Annotated in this window: 11 protein-coding genes, 1 tRNA gene and 1 pseudogene; 6 read left to right on the top strand and 7 right to left on the bottom strand. The window is 66.5% G+C overall.

The features are described from left to right. Positions 1–19 precede the first annotated feature (19 nt). From hrpA to ACFO0G_RS00815, 3 genes are all read right to left on the bottom strand, one after another. A complete protein-coding gene (hrpA, locus tag ACFO0G_RS00825; protein ID WP_376976076.1) occupies positions 20–4000 on the bottom strand; it encodes an ATP-dependent RNA helicase HrpA in 3981 nt (1326 codons plus the stop codon). Between the two features lie 65 nt (positions 4001–4065). Next, positions 4066–4416: a protealysin inhibitor emfourin gene (locus tag ACFO0G_RS00820; RefSeq protein WP_286397803.1), complete on the bottom strand. Its 351-nt coding sequence runs from the start codon at positions 4414–4416 to the stop codon at positions 4066–4068. A 59-nt stretch (positions 4417–4475) separates the two neighbouring features. Then, positions 4476–5528, bottom strand: coding sequence for a M4 family metallopeptidase (locus ACFO0G_RS00815; protein ID WP_286397801.1), 1053 nt, complete (start codon positions 5526–5528; stop codon positions 4476–4478). 124 nt (positions 5529–5652) lie between these two features. Here ACFO0G_RS00815 and ACFO0G_RS00810 point away from each other — a divergent pair, with 124 nt between their 5' ends. Then, on the top strand, positions 5653–6603 hold the full coding sequence (locus tag ACFO0G_RS00810) for a cation diffusion facilitator family transporter (RefSeq protein WP_286397798.1): 951 nt from the start codon (positions 5653–5655) through the stop codon (positions 6601–6603). 58 nt (positions 6604–6661) lie between these two features. Here the strand turns inward: ACFO0G_RS00810 and ACFO0G_RS00805 are convergent. From ACFO0G_RS00805 to ACFO0G_RS00790, 4 genes and pseudogenes are all read right to left on the bottom strand, one after another. Beyond that, positions 6662–6737, bottom strand: a tRNA-Arg gene (locus ACFO0G_RS00805). Between the two features lie 110 nt (positions 6738–6847). Then, positions 6848–8462 (bottom strand): annotated as a pseudogene (locus ACFO0G_RS00800) (ferredoxin--NADP reductase). Continuing rightward, complete coding sequence (locus ACFO0G_RS00795; RefSeq protein WP_286397794.1) at positions 8459–9331, bottom strand: FAD:protein FMN transferase; 873 nt, start codon at positions 9329–9331, stop codon at positions 8459–8461. Before ACFO0G_RS00795 ends, ACFO0G_RS00800 begins: the two are co-directional and overlap by 4 nt. Before the next feature lie 3 nt (positions 9332–9334). Next, the gene (locus ACFO0G_RS00790) at positions 9335–9826 is read right to left on the bottom strand and encodes an FMN-binding protein (RefSeq protein WP_286397792.1); all 492 of its coding nucleotides are present in this window, start codon (positions 9824–9826) and stop codon (positions 9335–9337) included. A 189-nt stretch (positions 9827–10015) separates the two neighbouring features. On the opposite strand from ACFO0G_RS00790, the gene argS reads away from it, so the two are divergent. Genes argS through thrB form a run of 5 tightly spaced genes read left to right on the top strand, consistent with a single transcriptional unit; the run spans position 10016 to position 16562 of the window. Beyond that, a complete protein-coding gene (gene argS / locus ACFO0G_RS00785) occupies positions 10016–11680 on the top strand; it encodes an arginine--tRNA ligase (RefSeq protein WP_286397790.1) in 1665 nt (554 codons plus the stop codon). A gap of 5 nt (positions 11681–11685) precedes the next feature. Beyond that, positions 11686–13161 carry a diaminopimelate decarboxylase gene (gene lysA, locus ACFO0G_RS00780; protein ID WP_286397788.1) on the top strand — a complete coding sequence of 492 codons (1476 nt, stop codon included), beginning with the start codon at positions 11686–11688 and terminating at the stop codon, positions 13159–13161. Continuing rightward, positions 13162–14478 carry a homoserine dehydrogenase gene (locus ACFO0G_RS00775; protein ID WP_142133417.1) on the top strand — a complete coding sequence of 439 codons (1317 nt, stop codon included), beginning with the start codon at positions 13162–13164 and terminating at the stop codon, positions 14476–14478. It begins immediately after the preceding gene. Continuing rightward, entirely contained in the window at positions 14479–15585 is a 1107-nt protein-coding gene (thrC, locus tag ACFO0G_RS00770) for a threonine synthase (protein ID WP_286397785.1), read from the top strand. 2 nt (positions 15586–15587) lie between these two features. Continuing rightward, entirely contained in the window at positions 15588–16562 is a 975-nt protein-coding gene (gene thrB / locus ACFO0G_RS00765; RefSeq protein WP_286397783.1) for a homoserine kinase, read from the top strand. Positions 16563–16588: the final 26 nt, after the last annotated feature.

Genomic DNA, 16588 nt, shown 5'->3' with positions numbered 1-16588 from the left:
CCTCTCGTAGGTGCCGCTGCTAGGCGGGTGCCAGGGCCTTGTTGAGTACGGTGCGGATACGTTTCTCGGAAACGGAATAGGCCGTGCCGAGTTCGACGGCAAACAGGCTCACCCGAAGTTCCTCGATCATCCAGCGCACCTGGGTTAACTCCCGTCCGGCACCCCGCCCCGGCAGCAACGCCGACACGGCGTCGTCGTAATCATCCTCAAGCCGCTGTACCACCGCCATGTTCAAGGCATCCCGCTGCACGTTTCCGGGGAGGCGCTCCAGCCGCTTCTCGATCGCGGCCAGGTAGCGCGGCAGCTGGCTCAACTGGGCGTAGCCCGTCCGTGCTACAAAGCCGGGATACACCAGCTGCTCCAGTTGGCTTTTGATGTCGTTCAGTGCGCTGATCAGGGCCAGGCTGGTGGTGCCCTTGAGTTGCTTCTCGATCCGCCGGGTACTGGACAGGATGCGCTCGACGACGGCAGTGACCGAAAAGACCGTGTCGATGAGCTCGGCGCGCACCACCTCATACAACGCATCGAACGCTTTGCGGTCCCAGGGAAGTTCCGCGGGCATGAGCTTGTCGATGGCCGCCAGCGCGCAGTCTGCGATGAGGGCGGACACCGAACCATGCGGGTTCTGGCTGAAGGTGAGCTTCTCGGTGTTGCTCAGGTGCTCCAGGACGTACCGGTCAGGGGCCGGAACGCGCAGCGCCAGGAGCCGGATCACCCCGCCCCGCATCGCTTCGAGCTGTTCCTCGGCGGTTTGGAACACGCGCAGTGACACCGCGGTGCCCTGGTCCACCAGCGCCGGATAACCGGTGACAGTGTGGCCCTTGACCATGCTGCTCACCTGGCGCTCGATGGTGCCGACAACCCACTCCGTCAGACCATCCTGCTCCACGAATCCGGCCCCGGCAGCGGCTCCCGGCACCCCGGCGGGCTGCTGGCGTGCGGCCGGCCCGCCGTCGGACACCTTGCCGTTGCGCCGCTTGGACGTGCCGGCAGCTGCGGAGGCCGGGGTGGCGCCGAGCGATTCGGCGATGGCCCGGCGGGTGGCGGGGGCAAGCCGCTCCTGCAGTTCCGCAAGGTCCTTGCCTTCGCCCAGGACTTTGCCCTTGCTGTCCACCACTTTGAAACTCACCCGCAGGTGCGGGGGCACGGCGTCCCAGTTCCAGGAGCCGGGCGGGATGATGGCGCCGCGGATCCGCCGCAGCGCAAGTTCCAGCGACGGTTCCAGCTCGTCCCTGGCCGGATCAAAGTCTGATTCGAGGAGGGCCACCGCCTGCCGGGCGACATCGGGGGCGGGAACGAAGTTCTTCCGGACCTGTTTGGGCAGCGACTTGATCAGGGCGGTCACCAGCTCTACCCGCTGGCCCGGAATCAGCCACCGGAACGGCGCGTCGTCGAGTTGGTTCAGGAACAGCACCGGCACTTCGGCGGTGACACCGTCGGACGGGTCGGGGGCGGAGCCCGGCGCCACGGGATGGAATTCATACGTCAGCGGGAGCTCGAAACCCTTGTGCAGCCAGGTTTTCGGGTACGCGGACTCGTCCAGGTCGTCGGCGTCGTCGCTCAGGAGCAGCGATTTGTCGTAATCCAGGAGGTCCGGGTGCTCCCTGCGGGCATCCTTCCACCACTTGTCGAAGTGGCGCTCGGAGACCACATCGGGTCCGATCCTGGCGTCATAGAACTCGAACAGCGTCTCGTCATCCACCAGCAGGTCGCGGCGGCGCATGCGGGCCTCGAGTTCCTCCACCTCGTGCAGGAGGGCCCGGTTGCGGTGGAAGAACTTGTGGTGGGTGCGCCAGTCGCCTTCCACCAGGGCATGCCGGATGAACAGTTCCCTGGCCACCACCGGATCCACCCGGCCGTAATTGATGCGCCGCTGCGCGATGATCGGCACGCCGTAAAGGGTGACCTTTTCGTAGGCCATCACGGCGCCCTGTTTGGTGGACCAGTGCGGTTCGCTGTAGCTGCGCTTGACCAGGTCCGGAGCCACCTGTTCGGCCCACAGGGGATCGAACTTTGCGGCCACCCGGGCCCAGAGCCTGCTGGTTTCCACCAGCTCCGCGGCCATGACGAACGTGGGGGATTTCTTGAACAGCGAGGAACCCGGGAAGATGGCGAACCGGCTGCCCCGGGCGCCGGCGTATTCGCGCTTGCGTTCATCCAGGATGCCGATATGGCTCAGGAGCCCGGAGAGCAGGCTGATATGGATGCCGTCATGGTTGCCCACGGGATCGGCCAGCCTCTTGTTGTCCAGCGTGATGCCCAGCGGCCGGGCGAGCTGGCGCAGTTGGGTAAAGAGGTCCTGCCACTCCCGCACGCGCAGGTAGTTGATGAATTCGGCGCGGCACAACCTGCGGAAGGCTGACGACGACAGTTCCTGCTGCTTCTCCTGCAGGTAGTTCCAGAGGTTGAGGTAGCCGGTGAAGTCTGAATTCTCATCGCGGAAGCGGTTGTGCTTTTCCGCGGCCAGCTGTTGCTTGTCCGTGGGCCGTTCGCGCGGGTCCTGGATGGTGAGCGCGGCAGCCAGGACCATCACTTCCCGGACGCAGCCACGTTTCCCGGCTTCCACGATCATCCGGCCCAGGCGGGGATCCACGGGCAGCTGGGCGAGTTTCTGTCCGACGGCGGTGAGGCCCCCACCCTTTTGTCCGCCCCGGTCCTCGGCTGCTTCAGTCCTGCCGCCTTTGCCCTGCGGGCGTGGCGGAGCCAGGGCGCCCAGCTCGCGAAGGAGGGTGACGCCGTCGTTGATGGCGCGGGTTTCCGGCGGTTCGACGAAGGGGAATTCCTCGACGTCCTTGGGGCCTTTCGCCACGCCCATCGCCGTCATCTGGAGGATGACGGCGGCGAGGTTGGTGCGCAGGATTTCCGGATCCGTGAACCGGGGCCGGGACTCGAAGTCCTCCTCCGAATACAGCCGGATGGCGATGCCGTCGGACACGCGGCCGCAGCGGCCTGAGCGCTGGTTGGCCGATGCCTGGGAGACGCGTTCAATGGGCAGGCGCTGGACCTTGGTGCGGTGCGAATACCGCGAGATGCGCGCCGTACCGGTATCGACGACGTACTTGATGCCCGGCACAGTTAGGGAGGTTTCCGCCACGTTGGTGGCCAGCACGATCCTGCGCTTAGTACCGGGGTGGAACACCTTGTGCTGCTCCTGCAGGCTCAGCCGGGCGAACAAGGGGAGGATCTCGGTGTTGGCCAGCCGGCGGTTGGACTGGATGCGGGCCTGCAACGCTTCCGCGGCGTCGCGGATTTCGCGCTCGCCCGAGAAGAAAACCAGGATGTCCCCGGGCGCTTCGGTTGCCAGCTCGTCCACGGCGTCGCAAACGGCATCCAGGGGGTCGCGGGCCTCTTCGAGTTCATCGTCCGAGGCGTCCTCATCGTCCGCGGCCGGCTGCGTGAGGGGGCGGTAGCGGATTTCCACGGGGTAGGTCCGGCCGGAGACTTCGATGATGGGTGCCGGATTTGCGGAGGTGCCGAAGTGGTTGGCGAACCGTTCCGGATCGATGGTGGCCGAGGTGATGATGACTTTCAGGTCCGGCCGCTGCGGCAGGATCCGCTTGAGGTAGCCCAGGATGAAGTCGATGTTGAGGCTGCGTTCGTGCGCTTCGTCAATGATGATGGTGCTGTACTTGCGCAGCAGCCTGTCCCGCTGGATCTCGGCGAGCAGGATGCCGTCGGTCATCAGTTTGACCTTGGTCGCCTTGCTGACCTCGCCCGTGAACCGGACCTGGAAGCCGATCTCCTGGCCGATCTCGACGCCGAGCTCCTCCGCGATGCGCTCGGCCACCGTCCGGGCGGCCAGCCGCCGGGGCTGGGTGTGCCCGATAAGGCCCTTTTCGCCCAGGCCCAGTTCCAGGCACATCTTGGGGATCTGGGTGGTCTTTCCGGAGCCGGTCTCGCCGGCGATGATGGTCACCTGGTTGGCGGCGATGGCGGCCATCAGGTCCTCGCGGCGCTCGGAAACCGGCAGCTCGGCGGGATAGGAGATATGAAAAGTCATGGCTGCAGACAGTCTACTGCCGTCACCAAGGGGGCTTTATGCGGCGTCTGCCTGCAGCCCGCCCTTCAGCCTGGGCCGTCGGCCTCCGCATCGTCGTCCGGCCCGGGACGGAACGCACCGGCAGATTGTTCGGAGGCAGCCCGTGCGGTGTCCACCAGGACGCGCCACGGGCCCGTGAGGGCCTGTTCGGGGAGGGCAGCCCTCCGCTGCCCCGCCGTAATGGAGTAGATGAAGCGGTCCGGCTGCGGCGCCTCGAAGGCGGCGGCCGCTGCCCGCCGGGTGCTGGGAACAGCATCCCACGGGCAGGCCTCCAGAATGGGCTGCCATTGGCTCAGGTCGCTGTCTGTCCGGGCGTCAACCATCCACACCCTTGTCATCGCCGCGATCCCGCCGGTGCGCTCCACCTTGATCTTCATGGCCTGGCCCCTGGGCTTCCAATTGGCCCCGCGGCCATGGGCGGGCAGCAGGGCAGTGGTTAAACCTTGACCTTTACAGTTTCCCACGCGGCCCCTACGGCGTCATGCTCCGGCGAGTCGGCGCCGAAAAGATCGGCGGCGGCTCGCGCCGTGGCGCGTGCAAAGACCGTGAAGGTGGCTGCGGCCGGCAACGAGCCGTTGGTCAGGGTTTCGTACCAGATCCTGCCCGGCGCCTCCCAGGCGTAGCCGCCCAGGGCATCCGCCACGAGGTAAAAGGCACGGTTGGGGATGCCCGAGTTGATGTGGACACCGCCGTTGTCGGCGCTGGTCCGGACATAGGAGTCCATGGAATCGGGCTGCGGGTCCTTGCCCAGCACGTCGTCGTCGTAAGCAGTTCCGGGGGCCTTCATGGACCGCAAAGCGAGCCCCTGGACCTTGGGCGTGAACAGGCCTTCGCCGATCAGCCAGCTTGCCTCTGCAGCGGACTGGTTCTTCACAAATTGCTCCACGAGCGCGCCGAAGACGTCAGACATCGATTCGTTCAGGGCTCCGGCCTGGTTCCGGTAGGCAAGTCCGGCCGAGTACTGGGTTACCCCGTGTGCCAGTTCGTGTCCGATGACGCTGACCGACTTTGTGAAGCGCTGGAAGACGTCCCCGTCACCATCGCCGAACACCATTTGGCTGCCGTTCCAGAAAGCGTTGTCGTAAAGCTTGCCGAAGTGCACGGTTGCGTCCAGCTTCAGCCCGCGCCCGTCAACCGAATCCCGTCCGAAGGCGTCGGCGTAGAGGCGGTGGGTGTGCCCCAGCCCGTCGTAGGCTTCATCCGCGGCGGCATCGCCGGTGGCTTGCCCGCCTTCGTCGCGCACCAGCCTGCCCGGCAGCGCCTCCTCGCCGCCGGCATCGTAGATGGTGCGGTTGACGGGCCCCGGTTTTACCTGGCGCAGGCCCGGCGGGAGGACCGGCACGGCCTGTGCACGGGCGGCCTGGAACGACTGGACGTGGCCCAGGGCGTTCCTGGCGGCGCTTGCCGCCGATGAGAATCCGGGCGCATCCTGCTGCGCGAGCCGCCGCAGCAGGTAGGGCGGAACGATGGAACAGAACTGAACGTGCATGGCGTACTCCCTCAGCTAGGTGGTTTCAGCCTATGAGGGGCCACTGACAATCGTCGGGACCCCGCTTCGGGAATTGTGCACCCTCCCGGGTACTGATACCTGTCCTGGTGGGTACGGTAGGCGCATGGCTGAAACCGAAAAGCGAAAAAAATCCGGCTCAACGCTGCTGACGGTCATCGTCGCCTTTGCGGCGAACACGCTGGTGGCCGCGGCGAAGTCGGTGGCGGCTGTCCTCTCCGGTTCAGCCTCGATGGCCGCGGAGGCGGCACACTCCTGGGCAGACACCGGTAACCAGGTCTTCCTGTTCCTTGCTGAGCGCCGGTCTGCCCGCCCTCGGGACAAGAGCCATCCCATGGGTTACGGCCGGGAAGCCTATGTCTGGTCGATGTTTGCCGCTTTCGGTCTGTTCACCGCCGGCGCGGTGGTGTCGATTATGCACGGCGTCCAGCAGATTATTGAGCCGGAACCCGCATCGGACTTCGTGGTGGCCTACGTGGTCCTGGGCGTGGCCTTTGTCCTGGAAGGGATTTCATTCGCGCAGGCTTTCAGGCAGACCCGGAAAGCGGCGCATGAACTGGAACGGCACACCCTTGAACAGGTCCTCATCAGTTCTGATCCCACCCTGAGGGCAGTCTTCGCCGAGGACGCGGCGGCGTTGATCGGCCTCGTCGTGGCGTTCGTGGGCGTGTTCCTGCACCAGGTCACCGGGTCCCCGTTGCCGGATGCAATCGGTTCGATCGCCGTGGGCGTGCTGCTCGCCGTCGTCGCCGTCATCCTGATCGACCGCAACCGGCGCTTCCTGGTGGGGCAGGGCGTCACACCTGATATTGAGCGGTCCATGGCCCGCCGGGTACTGGAGCACCAGGACATCGCCCGGCTCACCTATCTTCATTTGGAATTCGTGGGCCCGCGCAAGCTGTACCTCGTCGCGGCCGTGGATCTCCAGGGGGACCATCCGGAGCACGAGGTCGCGGTGGTCCTGCGGCGGATCGAGCGTGAGCTGGAGGACCACGAAACGGTGGAGGAAGCCGTGCTCACCCTGGCCACGATGGACGAGGCAGCGCTGCGTTTCTGACAGCTGGTCCCGGACAACAAACGAAAACCCCGCCGCTTCAATGAAGCGGCGGGGTTCTTGGTGCCCTCGGTAGGATTCGAACCTACGGCCTTCTGCTCCGGAGGCAGACGCTCTATCCCCTGAGCTACGAGGGCAATCCGGATATCCTGCCGTTCCCGGCGGGACGTCCTAGAGCTTAGCAGGAAGGTGGCCCGCAAGGGAAAACCGCCACCGGAGCCGGCCCCGGAAGGGCGGGGAAGCAGCGTCAGTAGCCCGAAAAGGAGTCCGTCCGCACCCGGCGCGCCCCGGAACGCTTCGCTGCACGGCGGAGTGCCGCAACGCTTGCCGGAGAGCCGGAGACGTAAACGTCCCGCCGGGAGATGTCTGGAACGAGAGCTGCCAGGGCCGGTCCGTCCAGCCGGCCGTCCGGTCCGTCCAGCCGGCCGTCCGGTCCGTCCAGCCGGCCGTCCGCACCGAAGCTTCGGACGCCAGGGGGACGCCCGGCGGCAGAGGCCAAGCCCGACGGCGGCACGGACCCGTCTGCAAGCCGCACCAGCACCTGCACACCGGACCTCCGCAATTCCTCCGCGTAGGCCAACTCATCGGCGCTCCTGGCCAGGACCAGGAGAACCGCGTCCCGTTCCCGGAGGGCGCCCGAGGCCAGATACGAAACGAACGGTGTGATGCCGATTCCCGCCGCAATCAGAAGCACCGGCCGGCGCGGGTCTCGCGGCAGGACGAACTCCCCGCCCACGGCTGTGGCCGACAGCTCGTCACCCGGCCGCAGCGCCAGGAGGGCCGCCTTAGCGGCGGACAATGGACCATCCGTCCGCACGCCGAACTTCACCAGGCGCTCGCCGGGGCCGCCCGCAAGGCTGAACACCCGGCGTCGTCCTTTTCCGTCCGGCTTGGCCTGCGGAAGGTCCAGCTCCATGTACTGCCCGGGAAGGAAGCGCACCGGGCGGGCAGGTTCAAAGGAGAACTCGGTGGTGGCGGGCGTCAGCGGGCGGGCGCCGGCGAACCGGAGCTTCACGGCTCCGCGCTGGCCCGCCAGGAAGGCCAGCAGGTTGCCCGCCAGCAGCGCCGCCTCCGGTGAGTTGGCAAAGATTCCCAGGTTCCAGGGGACCGCAAAGAGCACGCCCACCACCGTTGCGAGGGCCAGTTGCTGCCAGCCCCCGCGGCGGCAATGTCAGGGGCTCGGTGAGCATGAATCCCACAAAAAAGAGCACCGGCCGCTGGGCCAGGGCCTGCCAGATGCCGGCCGCGGCCGGCATTCCCGCCCGAACCAGTACCAGGGTAGTGATGGCCGTTGCCACCACGGTGAACACCGACGCCATCAGGGCCTTCCGCATCCGGTAGACCACCAGCAGCACGGCGGGGACCAGCAGCCACAGCATGGCCGGTGTCGCTGCCCACCATGTGGCGATGTTCAAACCGGTAAGCCCGGTAATAAAGGCGCCCGCCGCAGCCGGGTTGAAGATATGCCGTCCACGCCAAGCCAACGCGTACTTGGACGCGGACGCAAGGAGGCATGCCAGCGCCACCCCTGCCAGGTCCATGGGTTGCAGGGGCGGCCAGAAAAGGAAATAAAGCAGCAGCCCGGTGATGAGCGAGGACTCGGTGTGGGGCTTGACCCGGAAGAGCGCCGCAAGGGCACGGTTTGAGGCATAGGTCAGGGCCAGGCATAACGCCAGGTGCGCCAGCATTTCCGGGATGCCGAACGTCAGCCAGCCCAACACATTGAGCAGCAGGCTGTAAGCGGCAAGGGCCGCCAGGGCCAGCAGGACAAGCCGGTACATGGTGAACCTGCCAACGACGGTTTCCATGCGCCCCGCCAGCGGGCGGACCAGGCGGGTTCTTGGCGTCTCCACGGGGCTCATGTGAACAGCGTCCCTTCGAACTCGGCGGAATAGGCGGCGCTGCCATTCGAAAAGACGGTCAACCACGAGAAATCGAACGTTTCCTGAAGCGTGGCGCCGGGAACGAAGAAAAGCGCCGTGGCCAGCGCATCGGCCACCATGGCGGTGTCTGCCAGCGTCCAGGTGGCGACGGCGGTCCGCACCGGCTGCCCGGTGGTTCCGTCCAGCACATGGTGAAGTCCGTCGCCCCAGGCACGGCGGTTGGCAGCGGAGGCACACAGGGCCCGGCCGTCCAGGTGGATAATGCCGATTGCCTGCTCCGGGTTGTAGGGATGTTCAAGCGCCACGCTGACGGGTCCTGCCCCGCGGACCAGGAGGTCCCCGCTGGCATCGATGACGAATCCGCCCACGCCGGCGGCCTCCAGTTCCGCCGCGACCAGATCCACCAGCAGGCCCTTGCCGGCGGCGCCGATGTCCAGCACCACGGGGGCGCCGGCCGCCACTACTGTCCCGGACCAGGCAAGGGCCGACTCCCACTCCGGCGCCGGGAGCGGCGGCCCGGCCGGTTGGAGCGAATACGCTGCGTCGTAGCCCAGGCGCTCAAGGCTGCCGCCAATCAAGGGCGTCATGGCCCCGCCGGTGATCCGGTAGAGCAGCCGATACAGCTCGCCAAGCGGGGCGGCCTCGTCCGGAAATTCGTAGCGCCCCGGCTCCCTTGCAAGTTCTGCGACCAGCGAGTCGGAGCGGAAACGTGACCAGTCGCCGTCGAACTTCTCAACCCGGTCCAGCAGGTGCGTGCGCAGGGGCGCCGGCAACGGCAGGGGAGTGCTGACTGCCCAGTCAGTGCCGATCCCCTGGAATGAAAACTCCTCCCAGTCCGACACGGGCACCGCCTACCGTGCCTCGGACTTGATCTTCGCCACCGCCTGGTTGAAGCCACCGCTGGTCAGCGAGGAACCGGCAACCTTCGAAACGTTCAGTTCATCGATGTTCCTGCCCACCACCTGGGCTGCGATACCACCGGCAAACTGGCCCTGGAACTTGCGGGTGTTCGGATTGGACGGGTGTTGGGTGATCTGCACATCCGAAACCTTTCCCGCGGCAAGGGTCAGCTGGACACCCACGGTTTCGGTGCCGTTGGGCGAGACGTAGTTCCCGTCGGCGCTGTAGGTGCCGTCCTTGTAACCGGTGCCGCTGGCGGCCAGCGAGGAAGATCCCGCAGAGGGGGCCGGTGGGGCACCTGCGGTGCCGGGTGTGTTGTCGGCGGATGACGGTGCGCAGCCGGCCACGGTCCCCGCCAGCGACAGGCCGGCAATACCGGCAAAGAGACCGTTGCGGAAGGCATCCTTTGACAGGGAAAGGCTCTTAGGGCTGGAGGGTCTCATGAAGGCTCTCATTTCACTTTCGGGGCGGTACCGGATGAGGGATGCCGTGCGGCAGTGGCTACGGATTAGTCAACGCCGGATGCACGCGAATGGTTCACCGTATGGCGGGGCTCACTCCCTTCCGTGACGCCGGGCCGGGCCGCTGCCGCCAAATTCTTTGCTGTCACTGGCCCCCGGTACGCTAGAGGGGTGACTCCCGAAGAACTTTCCCTCGCCATATCCGCCTGCCTCAAGGACGCCGTCGCCGCCGGCGATATTGCCCTTGCTGTGTCAGCTATTCCGGCCGACGTGCGCGTGGAGCGACCCAAGAACCGGGAGCACGGGGACTGGGCCACCAACATTGCCCTGCAGCTCGCCAAGCAGGCAGGCACCAACCCGCGCGAGTTCGCCTCCATCCTCAGCAGCCGCCTCAAGGCCATCGACGGTGTTTCTGCCGTTGACATCGCCGGCCCGGGCTTCCTGAACATCACCGTGGACGCCGCAGCCGCCGGTGCCCTCGCCAAAGCCATTGTTGAGGCGGGCACGGATTACGGCACCAACACCGCGCTCGCCGGGCACACGGTCAACATGGAGTTCGTCTCCGCCAACCCCACCGGTCCGCTGCACATCGGGCACACCCGCTGGGCCGCACTGGGCGACTCGATTGCCCGCGTGCTGCGTGCTTCCGGCGCCGACGTCACGGCCGAGTACTACATCAACGACGCCGGCTCGCAGATGAACACCTTCGCCAACTCCGTGTACTCCCGGCTGCACGGCCTTCCCGTGCCCGACGGCGGCTACCCCGGGCAGTACATCGCCGACCTGGGGCATGAGGTACTTTCGGCGCATCCGGACATCCGGGAACTCACCGAGGTTGCCGCCCTGCCGGTGATCCGCGCCGCCGCCTACGAAGCCCAGATGAAGGACATCAAGGCCACCCTGGCAGACTTCGGCGTTGCGTTCGACGTCTTCTTTTCCGAGCAGGAGCTGCACGACGCCGGCGCCATCGAAAGTGCCGTGGCGCGCCTGCGAGAACAGGGCCACGTGTTCGACGACGGCGGGGCGGTCTGGCTGCGGACCACGGACTTTGGCGATGACAAGGACCGCGTGATGATCCGCGCCAACGGCGAGCCCACCTACTTCGCCGCCGACGCCGCCTACTACCTGTCCAAGAAGGACCGCGGGTTTACGGAAAAGATCTACCTCCTGGGTGCCGACCACCACGGCTACATCAACCGGCTGAAGGCCATCGCTGCCGCCGCCGGCGACGATCCCGAAGTCAACATCGAGGTGCTCATCGGCCAGCTGGTGTCCGTCAACGGCGCCAAGCTGTCCAAGCGGGCCGGCAACATCATCGAGCTCAAGGACCTGATCAACTGGCTTGGCAAGGACGCGGTGCGCTACTCGCTGGCCCGGTTCCCCGCTGATTCGCCGTTGACGCTCGATCCGGAACTGCTGAAAAAGCACAGCAACGAGAACCCGGTGTTCTACGTCCAGTACGCCCACGCCCGCTCGCGCGGCGCAGCCCGCAACGCCGTGGCTGCCGGCGTCGAACGGCAGGTGGACGGCCAGGACAGCTTCGACGCTGCACTCCTGGACCACGCAACCGAGAACGAACTGCTGTCCCACCTGGGCAGCTACCCGTCGATTGTGGCCAAGGCCGCGGAACTGCGCGAACCCCACCGGGTGGCACGGCACCTCGAGGCCATTGCCGGTGCATACCACCGCTGGTATGACGCGTGCCGGATCGCCCCCATGGGTGAAGAACCCGTCACCGACCTCAACCGCACCCGGCTGTGGCTCAACGACGCCACCAGCCAGGTACTGGCCAACGGCCTTGACTTGCTTGGCGTGTCCGCGCCGGAACGGATGTAAGCACCATGCCAGTATCCCCAAGCACTGCCGCCTCCCCGCTTGCCCCGGAATGGCTGCAGGTCCCGGCAGACCTGAATGAACTGCACCAGCCCATGTGGGCCGGCAGCGTGGCCCGCGATCACTCCGGTGCCCTGACCGTCGGCGGCATGGACGTGCAGGCACTCAAGGAGCAGTTCGGCACGCCCCTGTTCGTCATGGACGAGGCCGACTTCCGTTCCCGTGCCCGCGCCTTCAAGGACTCTTTCGACGCCGCCTTCGCCGATATCTGCGGCGGCGTGGACGTCTACTACGCCGGGAAATCCTTCCTGTGCACCGCAGTGGTGAAGTGGGTGGAAGAGGAAGGCCTGCGCCTGGACACCGCGTCCGGCGGCGAGCTGGCCGTGGCCGAACGCGCCGGCATTCCGGGGGAGCGGGTGGCCCTGCACGGCAACAACAAGTCCGACGCCGAACTGAACCGCGCGCTGGACATGAAGCTGGGCCGGATCGTGGTGGACAGCCTGGCTGAACTGGACCGCGTCGGCGCCCTGGCGCAGGCCCGCGGTGAGCAGGCGAAGGTCATGCTGCGGCTCACCCCCGGCGTCCACGCCCACACGCACGAATTCATCGCCACCGCCCACGAGGACCAGAAGTTCGGCCTCTCCATGGCCGCCGACACCACGGACGAAGCCGGTGTCTCCGCCGCCGAGGAAGCGGTGGCAGCGGCAGCGGCGCACCCCGGCATCGAGTTGCTGGGCCTGCACTGCCACATCGGCTCACAGATATTCGAGCCGGACGGCTTCGCCATGGCCGCCGAGAAGCTGCTGCGCTTCCTGGCCGCCATGCAGGAAAAGTACTCCATCACCATGCCGGAACTGGACCTCGGCGGCGGCTACGGCATCGCCTACACCCCGGTGGACACGCCCCGCCCCGCAGCCGAGATCGCCAACGCGATGGCCGCCGTCGTGCGTTCCACCTGCGCGGAGCTTGGCATCGACGCGCCGCGCATCTCCATAGAGCCCGGACGCGCCATCGTGGGCAGCACCACGTTCACGCTGTACGAAGTCGGCACGCTGAAGACCGTCCGCGTGGACGCTCCCGAGGCTTCCGGCGACGGTGACGCGGGCAACAACGTTACGTATCCCCGCCGCTATGTTTCGGTGGACGGCGGCATGAGCGACAACGCCCGTCCGGTGCTGTACGACGCGGATTATTCGGCTGTCCTGGCTTCCCGCGCGTCCGGCGCGGCCCCGCAGCTGTCCCGCGTGGTGGGCAAACATTGCGAGAGCGGCGACATAGTTGTTAGAGATGTATATCTGCCCGAGGACGTGGCAGCCGGTGATCTGCTTGCTGTCCCGGGAACCGGCGCCTACTGCTGGGCCCTTTCGAGCAACTACAACTATCTGGCCCGGCCGGGCGTTGTCGCGGTGCGCGACGGATCTGCCCGGCTGATTGTCCGCGGGGAAACCGAAGAAGATTTGCTGAGCCGCGACATGGGAGCCTGAATGACGGAAATGCGAACGCTGAAAGTAGCCCTGCTGGGCTGTGGCAACGTGGGGGCCCAGGTTGCGCGGATCCTGATTGAGGACGCCGATGCCCTTGCCGCCCGCACCGGGGCCCGGTTGCAGCTCAGCGGGATTGCCGTGCGCAACGTCAACGCCCCCCGCGACGTGGACCTGCCCCAGGAGCTCTTCACCACTGACGCCGACACCCTGGTCAAGGACGCAGACCTGGTCATCGAGCTGATGGGCGGCATCGAACCTGCCCGCACGCTGATCCTGTCCGCTCTGCGCAACGGCGCCTGCGTGGTCACCGGCAACAAGGCGCTCCTGGCCCAGGACGGCCCCACGCTCTACGAAGAGGCCGACAAAGCAGGCGTCCAGCTTTCCTACGAGGCCGCCGTCGCCGGAGCCATCCCCATCCTCCGGCCCATCCGCGACAGCCTCTCCGGCGACCGGATCACCCGGGTCCTGGGCATCGTCAACGGCACCACCAACTTCATCCTTGACCAGATGGACACCACCGGCGCGCAATTCGCCGACGCCCTCGCCGAAGCCCAGCGGCTTGGCTACGCGGAGGCTGACCCCACCGCCGACGTCGAAGGCCACGACGCCGCCGCGAAGGCCGCGATCCTCGCCTCGCTGTCCTTCCACACCCGCTTCTCCCTGGACGATGTCCACTGCGAAGGCATCACTTCCGTCAGCGCCTCCGACATTGCCGCGGCCAAGGACGCCGGCTTCGTCATCAAGCTGCTGGCCATCGCGGAAAAACTCGTTGATGCAGACGGCAAGGAAGGTGTGTCGGTCCGCGTGCACCCCACGCTCCTGCCGCGCGAACACCCGCTGGCCGCCGTCCGCGGTGCCTTCAACGCGGTATTCATCGAGGCCGAGAACGCCGGTGAGCTGATGTTCTACGGACAGGGTGCCGGCGGAACCCCCACCGCCTCCGCTGTCCTGGGCGACCTCGTGTCAGCAGCGCGGCGCCTGGTCCTGGGCGGTCCCGGACGCACCGAAACCACTACCGGACACGTCCCCGCACTGCCTATCGACGCTGCTACCACCAGTTACTACATCGGCCTGGACGTTGCCGACCAGCCCGGCGTGCTGGCTAAGATCGCCCAGCTCTTCGCAGAGCATGGCGTCTCCATTGAGATCATGCGGCAGACAATCCACCGCGACGCCGGCTCCAAGGTGGAGTCGGCCGAACTGCGGATCGTCACCCACCGTGCGTCAGAGGCTGCCCTTGCAGCCACCGTTGAGGCAGTGAAGGGCCTGGACGTCATCAATTCAGTTACATCCGTTTTGCGGGTAGAAGGAGTCTAAGTGGCTCACCAATGGCGCGGTGTCATCCGCGAATACGCTGACCGTCTGCCCGTGACGGAGTCCACCAGGGTCATCACCCTGGGCGAGGGCGGCACCCCCCTGGTGCACGCACAGAAGCTCTCCGAACTGACCGGTTCCGAGGTCTACCTCAAGGTGGAGGGCATGAACCCCACCGGCTCCTTCAAGGACCGCGGCATGACCATGGCCATGACTGCAGCCGTCGCTTCAGGAGCCAAGGCAGTGGTTTGCGCTTCCACCGGCAATACGTCCGCATCCGCCGCCGCCTACGCAACCGCTGCCGGCCTGAAGTGCGCCGTCCTGGTGCCGGAAGGCAAGATCTCCATGGGCAAGCTCAGCCAGGCGATTGCCCACGGCGCCACTCTTCTGCAGGTGGACGGCAACTTCGATAACTGCCTGGACATCGCCCGCAAGCTGGGGGAGTCCTACCCCGTTTTCCTGGTGAACTCCGTCAACCCTGCCCGCATCCAGGGCCAGAAGACCGGCGCCTTTGAAGTGGTGGACGCCCTGGGCGACGCACCCGACATCCACGTCCTGCCCGTCGGGAACGCCGGCAACATCACCGCGTACTGGAAGGGCTACAAGGAATACTCCGCGCCCTTCGAGTCAGATACCGCCGGCACCCTGCCCGCCGTGTCCACCAAGACCCCGGCCATGTGGGGTTTCCAGGCCGCCGGGGCTGCACCATTCGTTGCGGGCCACCCCATCACCGAACCGGATACCATCGCCACCGCTATCCGCATCGGAAACCCCGCCTCCTGGGACGGGGCCGTGGGCGCCCGTGACGAGTCCGGCGGGCTGATCGATGCCGTCACCGATGAAGAGATCCTGAACGCCCACCGCTGGCTGTCAGCCAAGGAAGGCGTCTTCGTGGAGCCCGGTTCCGCCGCCGGCGTGGCAGGCCTGCTCAAGAAGCATGCCGCCGGTGAAGTTCCAAGCGGAAAGAAGATCGTCATCACCGTTACCGGACACGGACTCAAGGACCCCCAGTGGGCCCTCCGTACCGAAGACGGCAGCGACGTCCAGCCGGTCAAGGTTCCGAACGACGTCGTCACCGTTGCTGCTGAGCTGGGACTGGAAGAAAAATAGCCTTGGACACCACCTCGCAGGCCGCCATCGGACTGCAACTGATTGAACCGGGCCAGCGCGTCACCGTCCGCGTTCCCGCTACCACGGCCAACCTTGGGCCCGGCTACGACAGCCTCGGGCTGGCACTTGCACTGCACGACACACTGACGGTGGAGAGCCTGGACACGGACGAACTCGTGTTCGAGCTCAGCGGCGAGGGTGCCGATACCCTGCCGCGGGACGCCAGTCACCTGGTAATACGCGCCATGGATGCCGCTTTCGAACGCCTGGGCTACCGCCACGGCGGACTGAAGGTGACCGCCCGGAACGTCAACCCGCACGGGCGTGGGCTGGGTTCCTCTGCTTCCGCCGTGGTGGCCGCAGTTTCGGCCGCCAACGCCATGGTGCCCGCCGAAAGCCAACGCGGAAAGGAGTGGATCCTCCAGCTCACCAGCGAACTCGAGGGCCACCCGGACAACGTGGCACCGGCGATTTTCGGCGGACTGGCGCTGTCATGGCAGGACAGTGAGCAGTACAGCAGCACCAGCGCCACCGTCGCCGGGTCCGTTATCCCCATCGTGGCGGTCCCGGATTTCGAACTCTCCACTGAAGCTGCCCGCGCCCTGCTGCCCGCATCGGTGGGACACCACGCCGCGGCGATGAATTCCGGCCGGGCAGCGCTGCTGATCCATGCGCTCACGCAAAAGCCTGAATTCCTGCTGCCGGGCACGGAAGACTACCTGCACCAGAGCTACCGTGCAGAAGCCATGCGGCCCAGCGCAGCCCTGATCGGCGCGTTGCGCCGGGCGGGCTACGCGGCGGTGGTTTCCGGGGCCGGGCCCACCGTCCTGGTCCTGGCCAACGGTGAGCTCCAGGCTGCTGATGCACTGGCCTTCATCCAGGCCTTTACGGCAGAGAACACGCCGGACATCGGCTGGCGCGTGCTGAAGCTCGCAGTGGACGTCGAAGGTGCTAAGGTGGACTTGCACCGGCGGTAATTCCGCCTATCTGATCTGCTCCTGCA

This window comes from Arthrobacter sedimenti, from assembly GCF_042652025.1.
In the GTDB taxonomy this organism is placed as follows: domain Bacteria; phylum Actinomycetota; class Actinomycetes; order Actinomycetales; family Micrococcaceae; genus Arthrobacter; species Arthrobacter sedimenti.
The sequence above is the reverse complement of the archived record's forward strand: the minus strand, read 5'-3'. Positions and strand labels throughout refer to the sequence as shown.